Source organism: Candidatus Symbiopectobacterium sp. NZEC135 (assembly GCF_025962695.1).
The window spans coordinates 1-15,558 of record NZ_JAGFPF010000058.1 but is presented as its reverse complement, the minus strand read 5'-3'; the positions used below and the strand labels follow the sequence as shown (position 1 = coordinate 15,558).

The 15,558-nt window shown below is 53.3% G+C and carries 10 protein-coding genes and 2 pseudogenes; 7 read left to right on the top strand and 5 right to left on the bottom strand.

What is annotated here, in order from left to right; translation table 11 throughout:
- Positions 1-227: 227 nt before the first annotated feature.
- The 3 genes from J5224_RS19820 to J5224_RS19810 all read left to right on the top strand — a co-directional run bounded on the left by J5224_RS19820 (position 228) and on the right by J5224_RS19810 (position 3,901).
- Positions 228-2,129, top strand: coding sequence for a PTS mannitol transporter subunit IICBA (locus J5224_RS19820; RefSeq protein ID WP_264626984.1), 1,902 nt, complete (start codon positions 228-230; stop codon positions 2,127-2,129).
- 65 nt (positions 2,130-2,194) lie between these two features.
- The gene (locus tag J5224_RS19815) at positions 2,195-3,343 is read left to right on the top strand and encodes a mannitol-1-phosphate 5-dehydrogenase (protein WP_264626998.1); all 1,149 of its coding nucleotides are present in this window, start codon (positions 2,195-2,197) and stop codon (positions 3,341-3,343) included.
- 24 nt (positions 3,344-3,367) lie between these two features.
- Positions 3,368-3,901, top strand: a complete 534-nt coding sequence (locus tag J5224_RS19810; protein WP_264626983.1) for an MltR family transcriptional regulator — start codon at positions 3,368-3,370, stop codon at positions 3,899-3,901.
- Between the two features lie 135 nt (positions 3,902-4,036).
- Here J5224_RS19810 and J5224_RS19805 read toward each other — a convergent pair whose 3' ends face one another.
- The 3 genes from J5224_RS19805 to fdhD all read right to left on the bottom strand — a co-directional run bounded on the left by J5224_RS19805 (position 4,037) and on the right by fdhD (position 8,118).
- The gene (locus J5224_RS19805) at positions 4,037-5,926 is read right to left on the bottom strand and encodes a methyl-accepting chemotaxis protein (RefSeq protein ID WP_264626982.1); all 1,890 of its coding nucleotides are present in this window, start codon (positions 5,924-5,926) and stop codon (positions 4,037-4,039) included.
- Between the two features lie 470 nt (positions 5,927-6,396).
- Positions 6,397-7,020, bottom strand: coding sequence for a superoxide dismutase [Mn] (sodA, locus tag J5224_RS19800; RefSeq protein WP_264626981.1), 624 nt, complete (start codon positions 7,018-7,020; stop codon positions 6,397-6,399).
- Positions 7,021-7,305: 285 nt separating this feature from the next.
- On the bottom strand, positions 7,306-8,118 hold the full coding sequence (fdhD, locus tag J5224_RS19795) for a formate dehydrogenase accessory sulfurtransferase FdhD (protein WP_413544705.1): 813 nt from the start codon (positions 8,116-8,118) through the stop codon (positions 7,306-7,308).
- Between the two features lie 287 nt (positions 8,119-8,405).
- On the opposite strand from fdhD, the gene J5224_RS19790 reads away from it, so the two are divergent.
- The gene (locus tag J5224_RS19790; protein ID WP_264626980.1) at positions 8,406-9,944 is read left to right on the top strand and encodes an aldehyde dehydrogenase family protein; all 1,539 of its coding nucleotides are present in this window, start codon (positions 8,406-8,408) and stop codon (positions 9,942-9,944) included.
- Positions 9,945-10,157: 213 nt separating this feature from the next.
- Positions 10,158-11,146: pseudogene (locus J5224_RS19785) on the top strand (acyltransferase).
- Here the strand turns inward: J5224_RS19785 and xylB are convergent.
- Both xylB and xylA read right to left on the bottom strand, forming a co-directional pair.
- Complete coding sequence (xylB, locus tag J5224_RS19780; RefSeq protein ID WP_264626979.1) at positions 11,143-12,612, bottom strand: xylulokinase; 1,470 nt, start codon at positions 12,610-12,612, stop codon at positions 11,143-11,145. The pseudogene J5224_RS19785 and the gene xylB overlap by 4 nt on opposite strands.
- Before the next feature lie 105 nt (positions 12,613-12,717).
- Complete coding sequence (gene xylA / locus J5224_RS19775; RefSeq protein ID WP_264626978.1) at positions 12,718-14,037, bottom strand: xylose isomerase; 1,320 nt, start codon at positions 14,035-14,037, stop codon at positions 12,718-12,720.
- A 361-nt stretch (positions 14,038-14,398) separates the two neighbouring features.
- On the opposite strand from xylA, the gene xylF reads away from it, so the two are divergent.
- Together xylF and J5224_RS19765 are read left to right on the top strand one after the other, a co-directional pair.
- Entirely contained in the window at positions 14,399-15,394 is a 996-nt protein-coding gene (xylF, locus tag J5224_RS19770) for a D-xylose ABC transporter substrate-binding protein (RefSeq protein WP_264626996.1), read from the top strand.
- A gap of 86 nt (positions 15,395-15,480) precedes the next feature.
- Positions 15,481-15,558 (top strand): annotated as a pseudogene (locus tag J5224_RS19765) (ABC transporter family protein); the annotation flags it as partial.

Sequence of the window (15,558 nt, the reverse complement as noted above, 5' to 3'; positions counted from 1 at the left end):
ATGCGTCGAATTGACCGCATTCGGTGATTTTATGTGAACTCAGTCACTAAAATGTAGCAATGATGTGGGGATTATGTGTGACGTTTGTCACATATGGCCGTGAGGTTGCGGTATCAAACCGACGTGCTAGAGTCCGCACGATCTCTACCGACGGAAGGCAGTCACACCGTCTCACGATAATGACCACACGCGCTTGCGATCGCGCGTTTGAATAGGGGTGTGTTTTTATGCTCACAGCAGATACCAAGGTCAAAGTTCAGAATTTTGGCCGCTTCCTGAGCAACATGGTAATGCCCAATATCGGGGCGTTTATCGCCTGGGGCCTGATTACCATGTTGTTCATTCCAACCGGTTGGTTGCCGAATGCGACACTTGCCAAGCTGGTGGGGCCGATGATCACCTATCTGCTGCCGCTGCTTATCGGTTACACCGGTGGCCGTTTGGTGGCGGGCGATCGCGGTGGCGTGGTCGGTGCCATCACCACGATGGGGGTGATCGTCGGTGTTGATATGCCGATGTTCCTCGGCGCGATGATTGTTGGTCCGTTGGGCGGATGGACCATTAAACGTTTTGACCGCATCGTTGATGGCAAGGTCAAAAGCGGCTTTGAAATGCTGGTGAACAACTTCTCTGCCGGTATCATTGGCATGTTGTTGGCTATTCTGGCGTTTTTGGCGATTGGCCCGTTGGTGGCGTTTTTATCTAAAGGTTTGGCTGCGGGTGTAGATTTGATGGTGCAGAATAACCTGCTGCCGCTCACCTCTATCTTCGTTGAACCCGCAAAAATCCTGTTCCTGAACAACGCCATTAACCACGGTATCTTCTCGCCGCTGGGTATCCAACAGGCGTCGGAAGTAGGCAAATCCATTTTCTTCCTGATTGAAGCCAACCCCGGTCCGGGGATGGGTGTGCTGATGGCGTACATGTTCTTTGGTCGCGGTAATGCCAAAGTGTCCGCGCCGGGCGCGGCCATCATCCACTTCCTGGGTGGTATTCACGAAATCTATTTCCCGTATGTGCTGATGAACCCGCGCCTGCTGATTGCGGTGATTCTGGGCGGCATGACTGGGGTGTTCACGCTGACTCTGCTGGGCGGTGGCCTGGCGGCTCCGGCTTCTCCGGGCTCTATTCTGGCCGTGTTGGCAATGACGCCGAAAGGGGCATATTTTGCCAATATCGTGGCGATTGCTGCTGCGTTTGCCGTCTCCTTTGTGCTGTCAGCGATCCTGCTGAAAAGCACCAAGGTAAAAGAGGGTGACGATCTGGATGAAGCCACACGCCGTGTGCAAGAGATGAAAGCGGCTTCCAAAGGTGGTTCAGTACCCACCGGTATCAGCGGCGATCTGAGCACCGTGCGCAAAATCATCGTGGCTTGTGATGCTGGCATGGGCTCCAGCGCCATGGGCGCGGGCGTATTGCGCAAGAAAGTGCAGGATGCCGGGCTGACGCAAATATCTGTCACCAATAGCGCCATCAACAGCTTGCCTGAGGATGTCGATCTGGTGATTACGCACCGTGATTTGACCGAACGCGCCCTGCGCCATGCGCCACAAGCGCAGCATATCTCGCTGACCAACTTCCTCGACAGCCAGTTGTACAGCGATTTGGTGAGTCGCCTGGCCGCCGCTCAGCCGGCGGGTGGCAGCTCTGCTGCTGCACCGGTTGCTGAGCCGCAAGCCGCCACCTTGTTCCAACTGGGCGCGGCTAACGTATTCCTGAACTTGCAGGCGAGCGATAAAGAGCAGGCGATTCGCTTTGCCGGTGAGCAACTGGTGAAAGGTGGCTATGTCGAGCCGGAATATGTGGATGCGATGCTGGCGCGTGAAAAGCTGACCTCGACCTATCTGGGCGAATCTATCGCCGTGCCGCATGGCACCATTGAAGCCAAAGATCGTGTGCTGAAAACCGGCATCGTCTTCTGCCAATATCCGCAGGGGGTGCGCTTCGGTGAGGATGAAGATGACGTCGCAAAATTGGTGATCGGTATCGCAGCGCGTAATAACGAACATATTGCGGTGATCACCCGCCTGACCAATGCGCTGGACGATGACACCGTGATTGCTCGTTTGGCGCAGACCCAGGATGTGCAGGACGTGCTGGACCTGCTCTCCGAGAAAAAGAGTGCCTGATACATCGGCAGCGCCGCCTTCGGGCGGCCTCTTTTTTTGCCATCGTTTTTAAAGGTTAACGCATGATGAAAGCTTTACATTTTGGTGCCGGAAATATCGGACGCGGGTTTATCGGAAAACTGCTGGCAGATGCCAACATCGAACTCACCTTTGCAGATGTGAACCAGCCGCTGCTGGATGCCATCAACAGCCGTAAGCAGTATCAGGTGAAAGTGGTCGGCGAGCAGACGCAGTTGGAAACGGTCAGCAACGTCAGCGCGGTGCATAGTGCGAGCCCGGAAGCCGTGGCGCTGATTGCCGAGGCCGATGTGGTGACGACGGCGGTAGGGCCGCAAATTCTCGAAAAAATCGCGGGTGCCATTGCTCAGGGGTTGGTAAAGCGCCATGCGCAGGGCAATACGCGCCCACTGAATATCATTGCTTGTGAAAATATGGTGCGCGGTACCACGCAGTTAAAACAGCACGTGTGGAAGCATTTGCCGGAGAACGAGCAGGCATGGGTCAACGCGCACGTAGGTTTTGTTGATTCGGCGGTAGACCGCATTGTGCCACCGGTGGAAGCGAGCCAGGATGACCCGTTGGCCGTGACGGTAGAAACCTTCAGTGAATGGATTGTCGACCAAACCCAATTTGTCGGGCCGCTCCCGCAGATTGCAGGTATGGAGTTAACCGATAATCTGATGGCATTCGTTGAACGTAAGCTGTTTACACTCAATACTGGCCATGCCATTACTGCGTATCTTGGGCAGCAGGCTCGTCATCAGACGATCCGCGATGCTATTTTGGATACCGAGGTGCGCGCTGTCGTGCGTGGAGCGATGGAAGAGAGCGGGGCTGTGCTGATTAAGCGTTACGGTTTTGATGCCAAGAAACATGCTGCCTACATCAACAAGATTTTAAGCCGCTTCGAAAATCCTTATCTGCATGACGATGTTGAGCGGGTTGGGCGTCAGCCACTGCGTAAACTCAGCGCAGGCGATCGCCTGATCAAACCGCTGCTGGGCACACTGGAATACCAATTGCCCAATGACAACCTGATTATCGGTATCGCGGCGGCTATGCATTACCGCAGCGAGCAGGACCCGCAGGCGCAGGAACTGGCGGCGCTGTTGGATAGCCTGGGGCCACAGGCTGCGTTGGCGCAAATTTCTGGTCTGGATGCGCAGAGTAAGGTTGTGGAGCAAGCAGTGAGTGTGTATAACGCCATGCAATAATTTGCGCCGTTCGGCAGGGACGTTATGATGGAAGAAACTCAAGCCTTTGAGAATCGCGTGCTGGAATCCCTCAATGCGGCGAAAACGGTGCGCAGCTTTATGCTGAAAGCGGTTGAGCTGTTGGCTGAAGCCGCGAGTATTCTCATGCTGCAAATCTTCCGTAAAGACGATTATGCGGTGAAATACGCGGTAGAGCCGCTAATGACCAGCAGCGGTCCGTTAGGGGATCTCTCGGTGCGTTTAAAGCTGATTTACGGTCTGGGTATGATCAGCCGTAAAGAGTATGAAGATGCCGAGTTGGTGATGGCGTTAGGGGAAGAGCTATTCCACGACGAAAACGACTATCGCTTTACCGATGATGAAATTCTCGGGCCGATTACAGAGCTGCACTGTGTCACCGGGTTGCCGCATCCTCCCGAACGGCCAATGGGGGGGGAGCCAACCGATCCCTTGCTGATCCCAATGCAGCAGCAGCGTTATCAGCAGGTGGTGCGTTCCACGCTGGTGCTTTCTCTGACGGCATTAATCTCGCAGATTAGCCTTAAGAAAGCCTTCTAGGTTTTGCAGTTCCGAATGTCGACGGGCGGTGCGTTTTTGATAGCGCACCGCCCGTTTTTTTACGACGCGGAATTTTTACGACGCAGAATGTAATATCAACCTTATTTCTGGTCGGTTGATACTTACCTCGGGTTTTTACCGCTGATAGTTGAGCTGTGCCGGGCGTTCGCCATAGCCGAGGGCGGGGGTCGCTCCGTCTGCGGTTTGTGTAAGGCGAAATACCGATACCGCCTCCGTTAACACCTGCGTTTGCTCTTCCAGTGAGTTAGCGGCGGCGGCGGATTGCTCTACCAACGCGGCGTTCTGCTGCGTGGTGCCATCCATTTCTGCAATCGCCTGGCTGACCTGAGCAATACCACGGCTCTGTTCTTCAGACGCGGTGGCAATTTCGCCCATGATATCGTGTACTTGCGTCACCGATTTCACGATGTTATCCATGGTCTTGCCCGCGTTAGTGACCAGATTGGCGCCTTGACTGATTTGCGTGACGGACTCACTGATAAGCCCTTCGATCTCTTTGGCGGCTTGAGAGCTGCGCTGTGCCAGATTGCGCACTTCGCCAGCCACCACGGCAAAACCACGCCCTTGTTCCCCAGCGCGCGCTGCTTCGACCGCGGCATTCAGCGCCAGAATGTTGGTCTGGAAGGCAATGCCGTTGATAACAGAAGTGATTTCAGCAATACGCTTGGAGCTCTGTTCGATATCCACCATGGTTTGCACCACATGGCCTACCTGCTCGCCACCCTGTTTGGCGGTTTGCGAAGCATTCACCACCAATTTGTTGGCATGGTTGGCGTTATCCGCATTCTGCTTCACGGTGGCGGTCAGTTGCTCCATGCTGGCCGCTGTTTGCTCAACGGCTGCCGCTTGCTGTTCGGTGCGAGAAGAGAGATCGGTATTACCGGCGACGATCTCGCTGGCAGCGGTAGAGATTTGACCAACGCCAACGCGGATATCATCAATCATGTGGTGCAGATTGTCGTTCATTTTTGCCATGGCGTTCAACAACTGACCCAGTTCGTCACGGCGCGAGGTCGACATGTTCATGGTCAGATCCCCGGTGGCAATGCGTTCGGCAATGGTCAGCGTATGGTTGAGCGGCGCGGTGATTTGTCGTGAAATAAACCAGGCGATCAGCAGACCCGCCAGCAGGGTGATCAAGGCTGTCACGGTCAACTGGATTTCTGAGGTGCGCACGTTGTGGTCGGTTTGCTGCAACTGTGCGTTCAGTAGCTCGGTGATGCGATCGCTCAGCGCTACGGCGATGTCGTTCATCTGCGTGACGCTCTCTATCTCCTTCTGATAAGCCGGCATGTAAGAGAGCACCTGTTCCTCATAATGGTTCATGGTGCTCAGAACCGGGTCCAGTGTTTCCTTCTGCTCGACGGAAAGGCTCTGGCTCAGGAAAGTCAATGCTGTCTGCGCTTCATTGATGGCGTCGGTCAGCGTTTCTTCTGCTGCCTTGGTGCGTTCCAGCAGCAAATTGTCCAGATGGAAGCGCACTGTCATCAGTTTGGTTTTGAAATCGGCCAGCAGCAGTTGCTGTGATTGGCTATCGCCCATCGCGCGTAGTTGGTCGTCAAGCTTGCTCATTACCTGATCGGTGCCGTCCAGGCTCCAGCTTTTTCTGACATTATCTTTGGTGGTAACAGCATCCAGATAGTTTTGGCGCTGCTGCTTGTAGCTGTTGATCGTGGTCGTGATGCTATCGAGCGTTTTGCTATCCTGAGCAGACCAGCTTAGCGTCTTGGCCTGGGCGACCAGTGTATTGATGTTGTCGATATGAATACTGTTTTGTTTGATGTCATCCAGATCGTAATTGGCACCAAAGCGGGCACGGTAATACTTCGCCTGATTAACTTCGGAATTAATCTGATTACTCAAATTAACTTTTTGAATACTCTCTTGTAACGACTCAATGTAGTTAATTCCCGCGCCGGCAATCAGCGCGGTTAACAGCAATACTAAAAAGAACCCCAGCCCTAATTTCTTACCGACGTTGATATTTTCAAACTTGATAGCCATTCTGTTTTCCACTGTGTGTGAAGCCAAACAATGGCGTCTATCCGGGGAGCGCACAAGCTCTCGCTGTGCGATGAGGTGTCAGACTGAAGGCACGTCAGGAAAGAAAGACAAGCTCCGTGTCAGCGTATGGCTATGTACCGTATTGCACCGTACAAACCGTATTCACCTTCCCATGGTAAAAATCCGGGTGGGATAGACTGCCTACTTCAGACAGCAGGGACTGCCATCTGATGCGGTGTTAATCGCCATAATCCGGGTACAAGGCAGCGTGTGCCGCAAAGGAGGCAGCACAAAACACAGCGTGATTTCGGCGAATTAACCCCGGCAGCATAAATGAAAAACGCGCCTTTAAAAAATTTTTTAATTGTTTAAATGTAAGAAAGATGAATCGAGTCAGCGAGTGAAAAGTAAAAAAAACCGAAATAACAAAATGTTATTTCGGTTTTATGCGTTTATGTCGTCAGGACAAATTATTTGGCAGCAGCAAAACGCGCAGCCGCTTCGTCCCAGTTCACCACGTTCCAGAATGCTTTGATGTAATCCGGGCGACGGTTTTGATATTTCAGGTAGTAAGCGTGTTCCCACACGTCAAGCGCGACGATCGGGTAACCGGATGCGCCAGATACCGCTTCACCCATCAGCGGGCTATCCTGGTTAGCGGTAGAAACCACAGCCAGCTTGCCGTCTTCTTTCAATACCAGCCACGCCCAGCCAGAGCCGAAACGGGTAGCAGCAGCTTGCTCAAATTTTTCTTTGAAAGCATCAACGCTGCCGAAATCGCGTTCGATAGCCGCTTTCAGGGCACCGCCCAGCGTGGTGCCGAGTTTCAGGCCTTTCCAGAACAGGCTGTGGTTAGCATGGCCGCCGGCGTTGTTACGCAGTACCGCTTTTTTCTCGGCCGGTACTTTATCCAGTTTGGCGATCAGCTCTTCTGCGGAGAGGCTAGCGAATTCCGGCAGACTTTCCAGCGCTGCGTTAGCGTTATTGACGTAAGCTTGGTGGTGCTTGGAGTGATGGATTTCCATCGTTTGTTTGTCGAAATGCGGTTCCAGCGCGTCATAAGCGTAAGGCAGGGATGGCAGTGAATAACTCATATTTATCATCTCCATAGTTGTACTACTAAATAATCGCGAGCGTGCTTGGTCTTGGTTGTGGCGCGCGCGTGATAGTCAGGTACGGCACGCTTCAAGCGGTAGTGGTTAACAAACAACCGTTTGTTAGCGTCGCGTAATCATGAGGTTCATTATAGTTAATTAAATGATCTTGAAAACGATTATTCGCGTCGCCATCACACGGTGTTCGCACGTTTACCCCCGGAAAACAAACGGTTATATCATTGTTGCCTAAGCTAAAAACAGATTAATCTATCCGCACAGGCCTCATACGCTGTCGAGCAGGCGCTGTGGATGGGTATAAACCGTCGCCCGGCCTGGGCGGCAAAAGCCCGCCAGCGTCAGATTGCAGCGTTCAGCCACATCAATGGCGAGCGACGTTGCCGCTGAGACAGCAAACAGGATCTCGACGCCGCACATCGCGGCTTTTTGCACCATCTCATAGCTGGCACGGCTGGAAACCAACACGGCACCCGAGTGCCAGGGGCGCGTAGCCCGCACGCCCAGCAGTTTATCGAGCGCCACGTGGCGACCCACATCTTCGCAGCCGCCCAAAATAGTCCCTTCGCTGGAAAGCCAAGCTGCCGCATGGGTAGAACCGGTCAATTGGCCGATGTGCTGCACGTCTTTGAGCTGCTTTAGCCCAGCATCTAGGTGATTCAGCGAGAAGCTTTGCGTGAAGGGCAGCGGTGCGACCGGCTTACCGATCTCTTCCAACTGTTCGACACCACAGACGCCGCAGCCAGTGCGGCCGTTCATCGCGCGGCGGCGCTCTTTCAGCCCGGTAAAGCGGCGGGTGGAGAGTTCTATCTGGACTTCAATACCATTACAGACCGGCTGCACGTCCATGCCGTAAATCTCTTGTGGTGACGTGATGATGCCTTCCGACAGGGAAAAACCTAACGCGAAGGCTTCCAGGTCTTTTGGCGTAGCCATCATCACCACATGGGAAATGCCGTTGTATACCAGTGCGACGGGCACTTCTTCCGCCAGCCAGTCAGCTTTGGTCTGAGACAGGCTGCCTTGATGGCGTACCGTTCGTTGGCATGCGCCCTCGAGCGCAGGGATCGCTTCTTCCACGTTTTATCCCCATAAGGTGTTCATTCTGGAGTAGAAAGCCATTATTTCACCCCACCGGGTGCGATGCGAGTTTTATCGTGGCACGCGGTGTGTTGCCTGTGGTCCAGGGCACAAAAAGAGGGGCAAAGTGTGCGTTTCCTCGAAGAGTCGCTAAACAGCGCGGCAGGAAAGCCGATTTGTGTATACGCTTGGTAGACCGTCCTTGATGTTAGCAATTTTTTGCATATTGGCTCTGTTTTCATCGCGGCCTGGCCGCGTAACCCTACGGCGAAGAACAGGAGACCGCAATGGCACATCACACCGCTGAAGACCGGGTCGCGTCCGGCACTTATGCTCATCCCCTCAATCTGAAAAAGCGTTATGACAACTTTATTGGTGGTACCTGGGTGCCTCCGGTCAGTGGCGACTATTTCGTTAACCTAACGCCTGTCACCGGGCAACCCCTGTGTGAAGTCGCCAGCTCCGGCATGCGTGATGTCGATCATGCGCTGGATGCCGCCCACAATGCCAAGGCGGAGTGGGGGGCGATGTCGGTACAGGATCGTGCCTTACTGCTGAACCGGATTGCGGATCGCATGGAAGAGAACCTGGAACTGCTGGCGTATGCGGAAACTTGGGATAACGGGAAACCGATTCGTGAAACCATAGGGGCTGACGTGCCGCTGGCGATCGACCATTTCCGTTATTTTGCCGCCTGTGCCCGTGCGCAGGAAGGGGCGATCAGCGAGATCGATAAAGATACGGTCGCTTACCACTTTCACGAACCGCTGGGCGTGGTGGGGCAGATTATTCCATGGAATTTCCCCCTGCTGATGGCTTGCTGGAAAATGGCGCCGGCGCTGGCGGCAGGCAACTGCATCGTGCTTAAACCGGCGAAATTGACGCCGCTTTCTGTGCTGATGCTGATGGAACTGATTCAGGATTTATTGCCGCCGGGCGTGGTCAACGTGGTGAACGGTTCTGGCAGTGAGATTGGTGAGTATCTGGCGACGTCGCCGCGCATCGCGAAAGTGGCGTTTACCGGTTCCACCGAGGTCGGACAGCAAATCATGAGCTATGCGGCGCGCAATGTGGTGCCCGTGACGCTGGAATTGGGTGGGAAATCCCCTAATATCTTTTTTGCTGACGTGATGGACAAAGAAGACAGCTACTTCGACAAAGTGTTGGAAGGTTTCACGCTGTTTGCTTTTAATCAGGGGGAAGTGTGTACCTGCCCAAGCCGAGCATTGATTCAGGAATCTATTTACGACCGTTTTATGGAACGAGCAATAAAACGGGTTGAAGCCATCCGCATTGGTAACCCACTGGACAGCCAGACCATGATGGGGGCGCAGGTATCAGAAGGCCAGTTGAAAACCATCCTTGATTATATTGAGGTGGGTAAGCAGGAAGGCGCACGGATCCTGACCGGCGGGCGGCGTAAAGCGTTGCCGGACGCATTGACGCAGGGCTACTATCTGGAGCCGACCGTGTTGTTCGGAAAAAACAGCATGCGCGTGTTCCAGGAGGAAATTTTTGGCCCGGTGCTTGCGGTTACCACGTTTAAAACCATGGATGATGCGCTGGAGATCGCTAACGATACCCATTATGGGTTGGGCGCAGGGGTGTGGAGCCGTAACAGCAACATCGCCTACCGTATGGGGCGCGGTATTCAGGCGGGGCGCGTGTGGACCAACTGCTACCATGCCTATCCGGCACATGCGGCCTTTGGCGGCTATAAACAGTCAGGCATTGGCCGTGAAAATCACAAGATGATGCTGGAGCACTACCAGCAAACCAAGTGCTTGTTGGTGAGTTACTCCGACAAACCGCTCGGGTTATTCTGAAGGTTTGTTGCTATCGATCTGGTTGGATTCTATGAGAAGTGGGATTTGTCTATGCCGGAGAGGGCTATCACTCATGGGGTGAGTCATCGCGCGTTTACTCACTCGTGTTGTGATGTCAGTCGATCGCCATAACGGCATTTCCAGAAACCCTGCCATTGAGGCATACCCGTAGTGGGGCTACCCTTATGTTGTTAAAAACAAAAGGGGAGCCTCATGTCGGACAAGATTGGCTGGGTCGATAATCTACGCGCCGTCGCCTGCCTGATGGTGGTGTTGATTCATAGCACCACCTATTACATTACGGCGGCAGGCATGCCGGGAGAGCGCCATTGGGATGTGGCAAACTTGCTAAATTCCGCGTGCCGGGTGGGTGTTCCGCTGTTCTTTATGATTTCCGGCTACCTGTTTTTTGGCGAGCGGCGGGCGGAAAAAAAGCACCTGCTACGTATTGGCCTCTGCCTGCTGTTTTACAGCGCAGTGGCCTTGGCGTATATGGCGCTGCTGACGCCTATTCATGCAGGCAACGCGCTACGGCTGTTCTGGCAAAAGCCGGTCTTTTATCACCTGTGGTCTATGCCATTCTGGTTATCTATCTGCTATCGCCGCTCATACGGGTTCCTCCAGTATCAGGACGTTATCTTGCCGTAGTGGTATTGATTCTGGCCGTTGTCGCCAATCCCAATACGCCTGAACTGACGATAGGGCATACCCCGTTGTTACCGGTCAATGCGTATATTGTGGGCGATACGTTTTACTACCTGCTGTATGCGGTGGTGGGGCGCGCTTTAGGGACGTTAACGCCTGCGCGTTGGGTTACGCTGGGTGCCGCGCCGTTGTTTGTTGCCTGCGTGCTGCTGATTGCGATGGGCACCTCGCAGCAGACGTTAGCCAACGACAACTTTACTCAAACCTTCTACCTCTATGCCAACCCGTTGGTGTTTATTGCTGCGGTGTGCCTGATGATCCTGTGCAAAGCTCCCGCATTAAGCGCACCTTTGCCCGGATTCTCACTGATCTCCCGCCATTCTCTGGCTATTTATGGCTTCCATGCCCTGATTATTCATTTTATTCGCACTCGCGATCTGGCCCTGAAAGGCTGGCCAATACTGGATATCTTTTACGTTTTTCTCTGCGCGGTAGTGTGCAGCATGCTGCTCTCTCTGTTGGTGCGGCGTTGCGACATCCGGCGTTGGGTCAGTTAATGGGTATCATTCATCAACGGGTGCAACTGCTGGTAGAGCATTCGAAACGTTTCTCGTTGCTGCGTATAGCGGGCGTGCTGTGCGGCATCGGGCTGGTGAACCTGCTCAAGCGGCAGCTCGGGTAACAGATCGGCCAGTGGGATAGCGGGATTCACGGCGCTTTGGGCCAACCGTGCCGCCCCCAGCGCGGGACCAACATCGCCACCGGTGCGGTATTCCAGCGTCTGTCCACTGATATCCGCCAGCATTTGACGCCAGTACGCGCTGCGTGCACCTCCGCCAATCAAGGTGATGCTGGAGGGGCGCAGCCCGGTCATGTGCAGCACGTCCATGCCATCGGCAAGTGCGAACCCAACGCCTTCCAGCACGGCACGCGCCAGCTCTGCCCGACCGTGCTGGTGGGTTAACCCCCAAAATGCACCTTTCGCCTGCGGATTATTGTGCGGGGTACGCTCGCCTGAAAGGTAGGGAAGGAACCAGACGGGCGGTACGCTGGTGCTGACAGTCGCCTGTGCCGCTTCTTCCAGTAATTGCGGTACGCTTTCGGCATGGGTCAAACGGGCGGCCCAGTCCAAACACGATGCCGCGCTCAATATCACCGACATCAAATGCCAGGTGCCCGGTAGGGCATGGCAGAAGCTGTGTACCGCATGCTGCGGGTTGCTGAGAAAGCCATCGCTGACAGCAAAATAGACGCCGGATGTTCCCAGTGACAGCATGGCTTGCCCTGTTTGCCACAGGCCTACCCCGACGGCACCCGCTGCGTTATCACCACCACCGGCCACCACCGGGACGCTCTTCATGTTCCAGCGCTGTGCTAGCGAGCCAGAAAGGTAACCAGTTATCTGATTGCCTTCAAACAAGTCAGGCATTGCCCCGCGATCGAGCGAACAGGCGGCGAGCAACGTATCACTCCAGTCTCGTTTGCCAACATCCAGCCACATCGTACCGGCGGCATCCGACATGTCGCTGGCAAATTCGCCCGTCATACGCCAGCGCAGGTAGTCTTTGGGGAGCAGGACCTTATCAATGTGTTGAAAGCATGCGGGCTCATGTTCCTGAACCCATTTCAGTTTGGGTGCGGTAAAGCCCGGCATCATCAGGTTACCCGTAATCTGGCGAGAATTCGGCACCTTTTGTTCCAATGTGTTGCATTGGGCGGCACTGCGACCATCGTTCCACAGCATCGCGGGGCGCAATACCCTATGCTGTTTGTCCAGCAAGGTGGCACCATGCATTTGCCCCGTCAGGCCAATAGCCTTAACGGCATGCAAATCGTGCTGTGTTGCCAGCGCCTGTACCGTGGCATCGGTTGCCGCCCACCATGCTTCGGGAGATTGCTCAGACCAGAGTGGATGGGGGCGGGATACCGTTAACGGTGCGCTTTGTGCGGCAATGACGCTGCCTTCCTCATTCAGCAGAAGGGTCTTTACACCCGACGTGCCGAGATCGATACCCATATACATAGTGTGGAATCCTTGTGTAGAGACCTGCCTATACCGCTGTACTTCCCGCCGTGCGATTCCCACGGACACGCAGCAATATCCGTGAGAATAGGCGGCTTTTAACCGTTACTGATACAGGTAGTCGTTAATCAAATTCTCTAACATCTCCTGATGCCCGCTTTGATGTTTTGGTGAGAGCTGTTTTGCTTGGACGTGTTTCGCCAATTGCTCAAGGGAAAGTTTACCTTGCAGGATTTGCTGTCCGAGTTCGCCGTTCCAGCCCGCATAGCGTTTGGCAACCCATTGGTTCAACTTGTCATCTTCCAGCATCCTGGCGGCGACTTTTAGCGACAACGCCAGCGTATCCATGGCACCGATATGGGCGTGGAACAGATCGTAACGGTCAGTGCTTTGGCGACGCACTTTGGCGTCAAAATTCAGTCCACCGGTTGTGAAGCCGCCCGTTTTGAGGATCTCGTACATGATCAAGGCATTCTCTTCCACACTGTTCGGGAACTGATCGGTATCCCAACCTAACTGTGGGTCGCCACGGTTGGCATCGACCGAACCAAAAATCCCCAGTGCGATGGCAGTAGCGATTTCATGGTGGAACGTGTGCCCTGCGAGTGTAGCGTGGTTTGCTTCAATATTAACCTTGATCTCTTTTTCTAAACCGAACTGTTTCAGGAAACCGTAAACGGTTGCCACATCGTAATCATATTGATGCTTGGTAGGCTCCTGCGGCTTCGGCTCAATAAGCAGGGTGCCCTGAAAACCGATTTTATGCTTATGTTCTACCACCATTTGCATAAAGCGGCCGATCTGTTCCCGTTCTTGACGCAAATCGGTATTGAGCAAGGTTTCATAGCCTTCGCGCCCGCCCCACAGCACGTAGTTTTCTCCCCCGAGCTTCTGGGTGGCATTCATGGCAGAAAAGACTTGTGTCGCTGCCCAGGCAAAAATTTCCGGATCTGGGTTGGTGGCAGCACCGGCAGCATAGCGAGGGTGCGTAAAGCAGTTGGCGGTTCCCCAAAGCAGTTTCACGCCCGTTTGCTGCTGCTTTTCGGCAAATTTGTCGACAATAGTTTGGAAATTATACAGATAATCATTCAATGAACTGCCTTCTGGGGCGATATCCACATCGTGGAAGCAGTAGTAAGGCACGTTCAGTTTTTGGAAAAACTCAAAGGCAATATCGGCTTTTTGCTTTGCTAATCCCAGGGGATCCCCTGCCGCTTGCCAAGGGCGCTCAAAGGAGCCGACGCCAAACATATCGGCACCGTTCCAACAGAAGGTGTGCCAGTAGGCGACGGCGAAACGCAGATGCTCTGACATGCGTTTCCCCAAAATTTCCTGATCGGGATTGTAGTGGCGGAATGCGAAGGGATTGGTTGTGCCGCGGCCTTCATAACGAACACGTTCAATTTGTTCAAAATAGGTTGGCATGGAGAACTCCTCAAGAAAATCATTCAGCGGGTAAGCGGTCATTGTTATTCATCTTCGGAGGGGATCGCCGTTTGCTCAATTATGTTATTTCACACTTGTGTTCAGATAATTATTAAGTGTGCGGCCGATCGCAAAAATAACGGAAAGAAATATTCTGAATGCGCATTCATGAATAATGAAGAGGGTTGAGGATGTTAACAATAAAATATGACCGGCTTCATAAAATTACGATTAAACCAAAAAACATAATTGCTTGGTGAAAATCTGTAATTGAAGCTTCGCCAGTTACCAGCAACACTTTTTCTGCTTGGTAGCGTTTCTTTCCTGCACGTTAAACGTTAAAAAAAGAAAGGTACTCATGATGAAAGTTAAACACTTTTTACTGTCAGCCTGTGCCGCACTTGCGTTAATAAGCCATCCTGGATTTGCCAAAGAGGTGAAAATTGGTATGGCAATCGATGACTTGCGATTGGAGCGCTGGCAGAAAGATCGCGATCTTTTTGTTGCCAAGGCGCAAGCGCAGGGGGCAACAGTGTTCGTTCAGTCTTCGAACGGCAATGAGGAAACCCAGATTTCTCAAATAGAAAATATGATAAATCGCGGCGTCGATGTCCTGGTTATTATTCCTTATAATGGTCAGGTGCTTAGTAATGTGATTGCAGAAGCAAAACGTGAAGGTATCAAAGTCTTAGCCTATGACCGCATGATCAATAACGCGGATGTGGATTTTTATATTTCGTTTGATAATGAAAAGGTGGGAGAGCTACAGGCGAAATACCTGATTGACAAAGTGCCACAAGGGAATTATTTCCTGATGGGCGGCTCGCCCGTGGACAATAATGCGAAACTGTTCCGTAAGGGCCAGATGAACATATTAAAACCGTTGATTGATGCTGGGAAAATAAAAGTCGTTGGCGATCAATGGGTCGATGCTTGGTTGCCAGAAAATGCCTTGAAAATTATGGAAAATGCACTAACGGCAAACAATAACAATATTCAGGCAGTCGTCGCCTCCAATGATGCTACGGCGGGTGGTGCGATTCAGGCTCTGGCCGCGCAAGGCTTGGCGGGCAAGGTAGCGATCTCCGGGCAGGATGCGGATTTAGCGGCGATAAAACGCATTATCGCGGGTACACAAACCATGACGGTGTACAAACCGATCACCAAGCTGGCAACGGAAGCCGCTGATATTGCCGTCGCGTTAGGCGCGGGCAAAACCCCCAAATCCAATGCCTCGCTGGAGAATGGGTTGAAAGCGGTGCCGTCGTATCTGTTAGAACCAGTGCCGGTTGATAAATCCAACATTGAAACCACTGTCATTGCCGATGGGTTCCATAAAGCTGCAGATCTGAAGTGAGTGACTGGCCCCGCGTGGTCTTCTGGCTCCGGGGCTTAGGTTAGTTACGTTACCGGGTGTGCGGCGCGTGAACGATGGAGGCGAGAATGCCGTTCTTGTTGGAAATGAAGAACATCACCAAGGTGTTTGGCAGCGTAAAGGCGGTGGATAACGTCAGCCTGGCG

Coding starts and splice junctions, on each gene's coding strand:
- J5224_RS19820 (WP_264626984.1), top strand. CDS start 228: ATGCTCACAGCAGATACCAAGGTCAAAGTTCAGAATTTTGGCCGCTTC.
- J5224_RS19815 (WP_264626998.1), top strand. CDS start 2,195: ATGAAAGCTTTACATTTTGGTGCCGGAAATATCGGACGCGGGTTTATC.
- J5224_RS19810 (WP_264626983.1), top strand. CDS start 3,368: ATGATGGAAGAAACTCAAGCCTTTGAGAATCGCGTGCTGGAATCCCTC.
- J5224_RS19805 (WP_264626982.1), bottom strand. CDS start 5,926: ATGGCTATCAAGTTTGAAAATATCAACGTCGGTAAGAAATTAGGGCTG.
- sodA (WP_264626981.1), bottom strand. CDS start 7,020: ATGAGTTATTCACTGCCATCCCTGCCTTACGCTTATGACGCGCTGGAA.
- J5224_RS19790 (WP_264626980.1), top strand. CDS start 8,406: ATGGCACATCACACCGCTGAAGACCGGGTCGCGTCCGGCACTTATGCT.
- xylB (WP_264626979.1), bottom strand. CDS start 12,612: ATGTATATGGGTATCGATCTCGGCACGTCGGGTGTAAAGACCCTTCTG.
- xylA (WP_264626978.1), bottom strand. CDS start 14,037: ATGCCAACCTATTTTGAACAAATTGAACGTGTTCGTTATGAAGGCCGC.
- xylF (WP_264626996.1), top strand. CDS start 14,399: ATGAAAGTTAAACACTTTTTACTGTCAGCCTGTGCCGCACTTGCGTTA.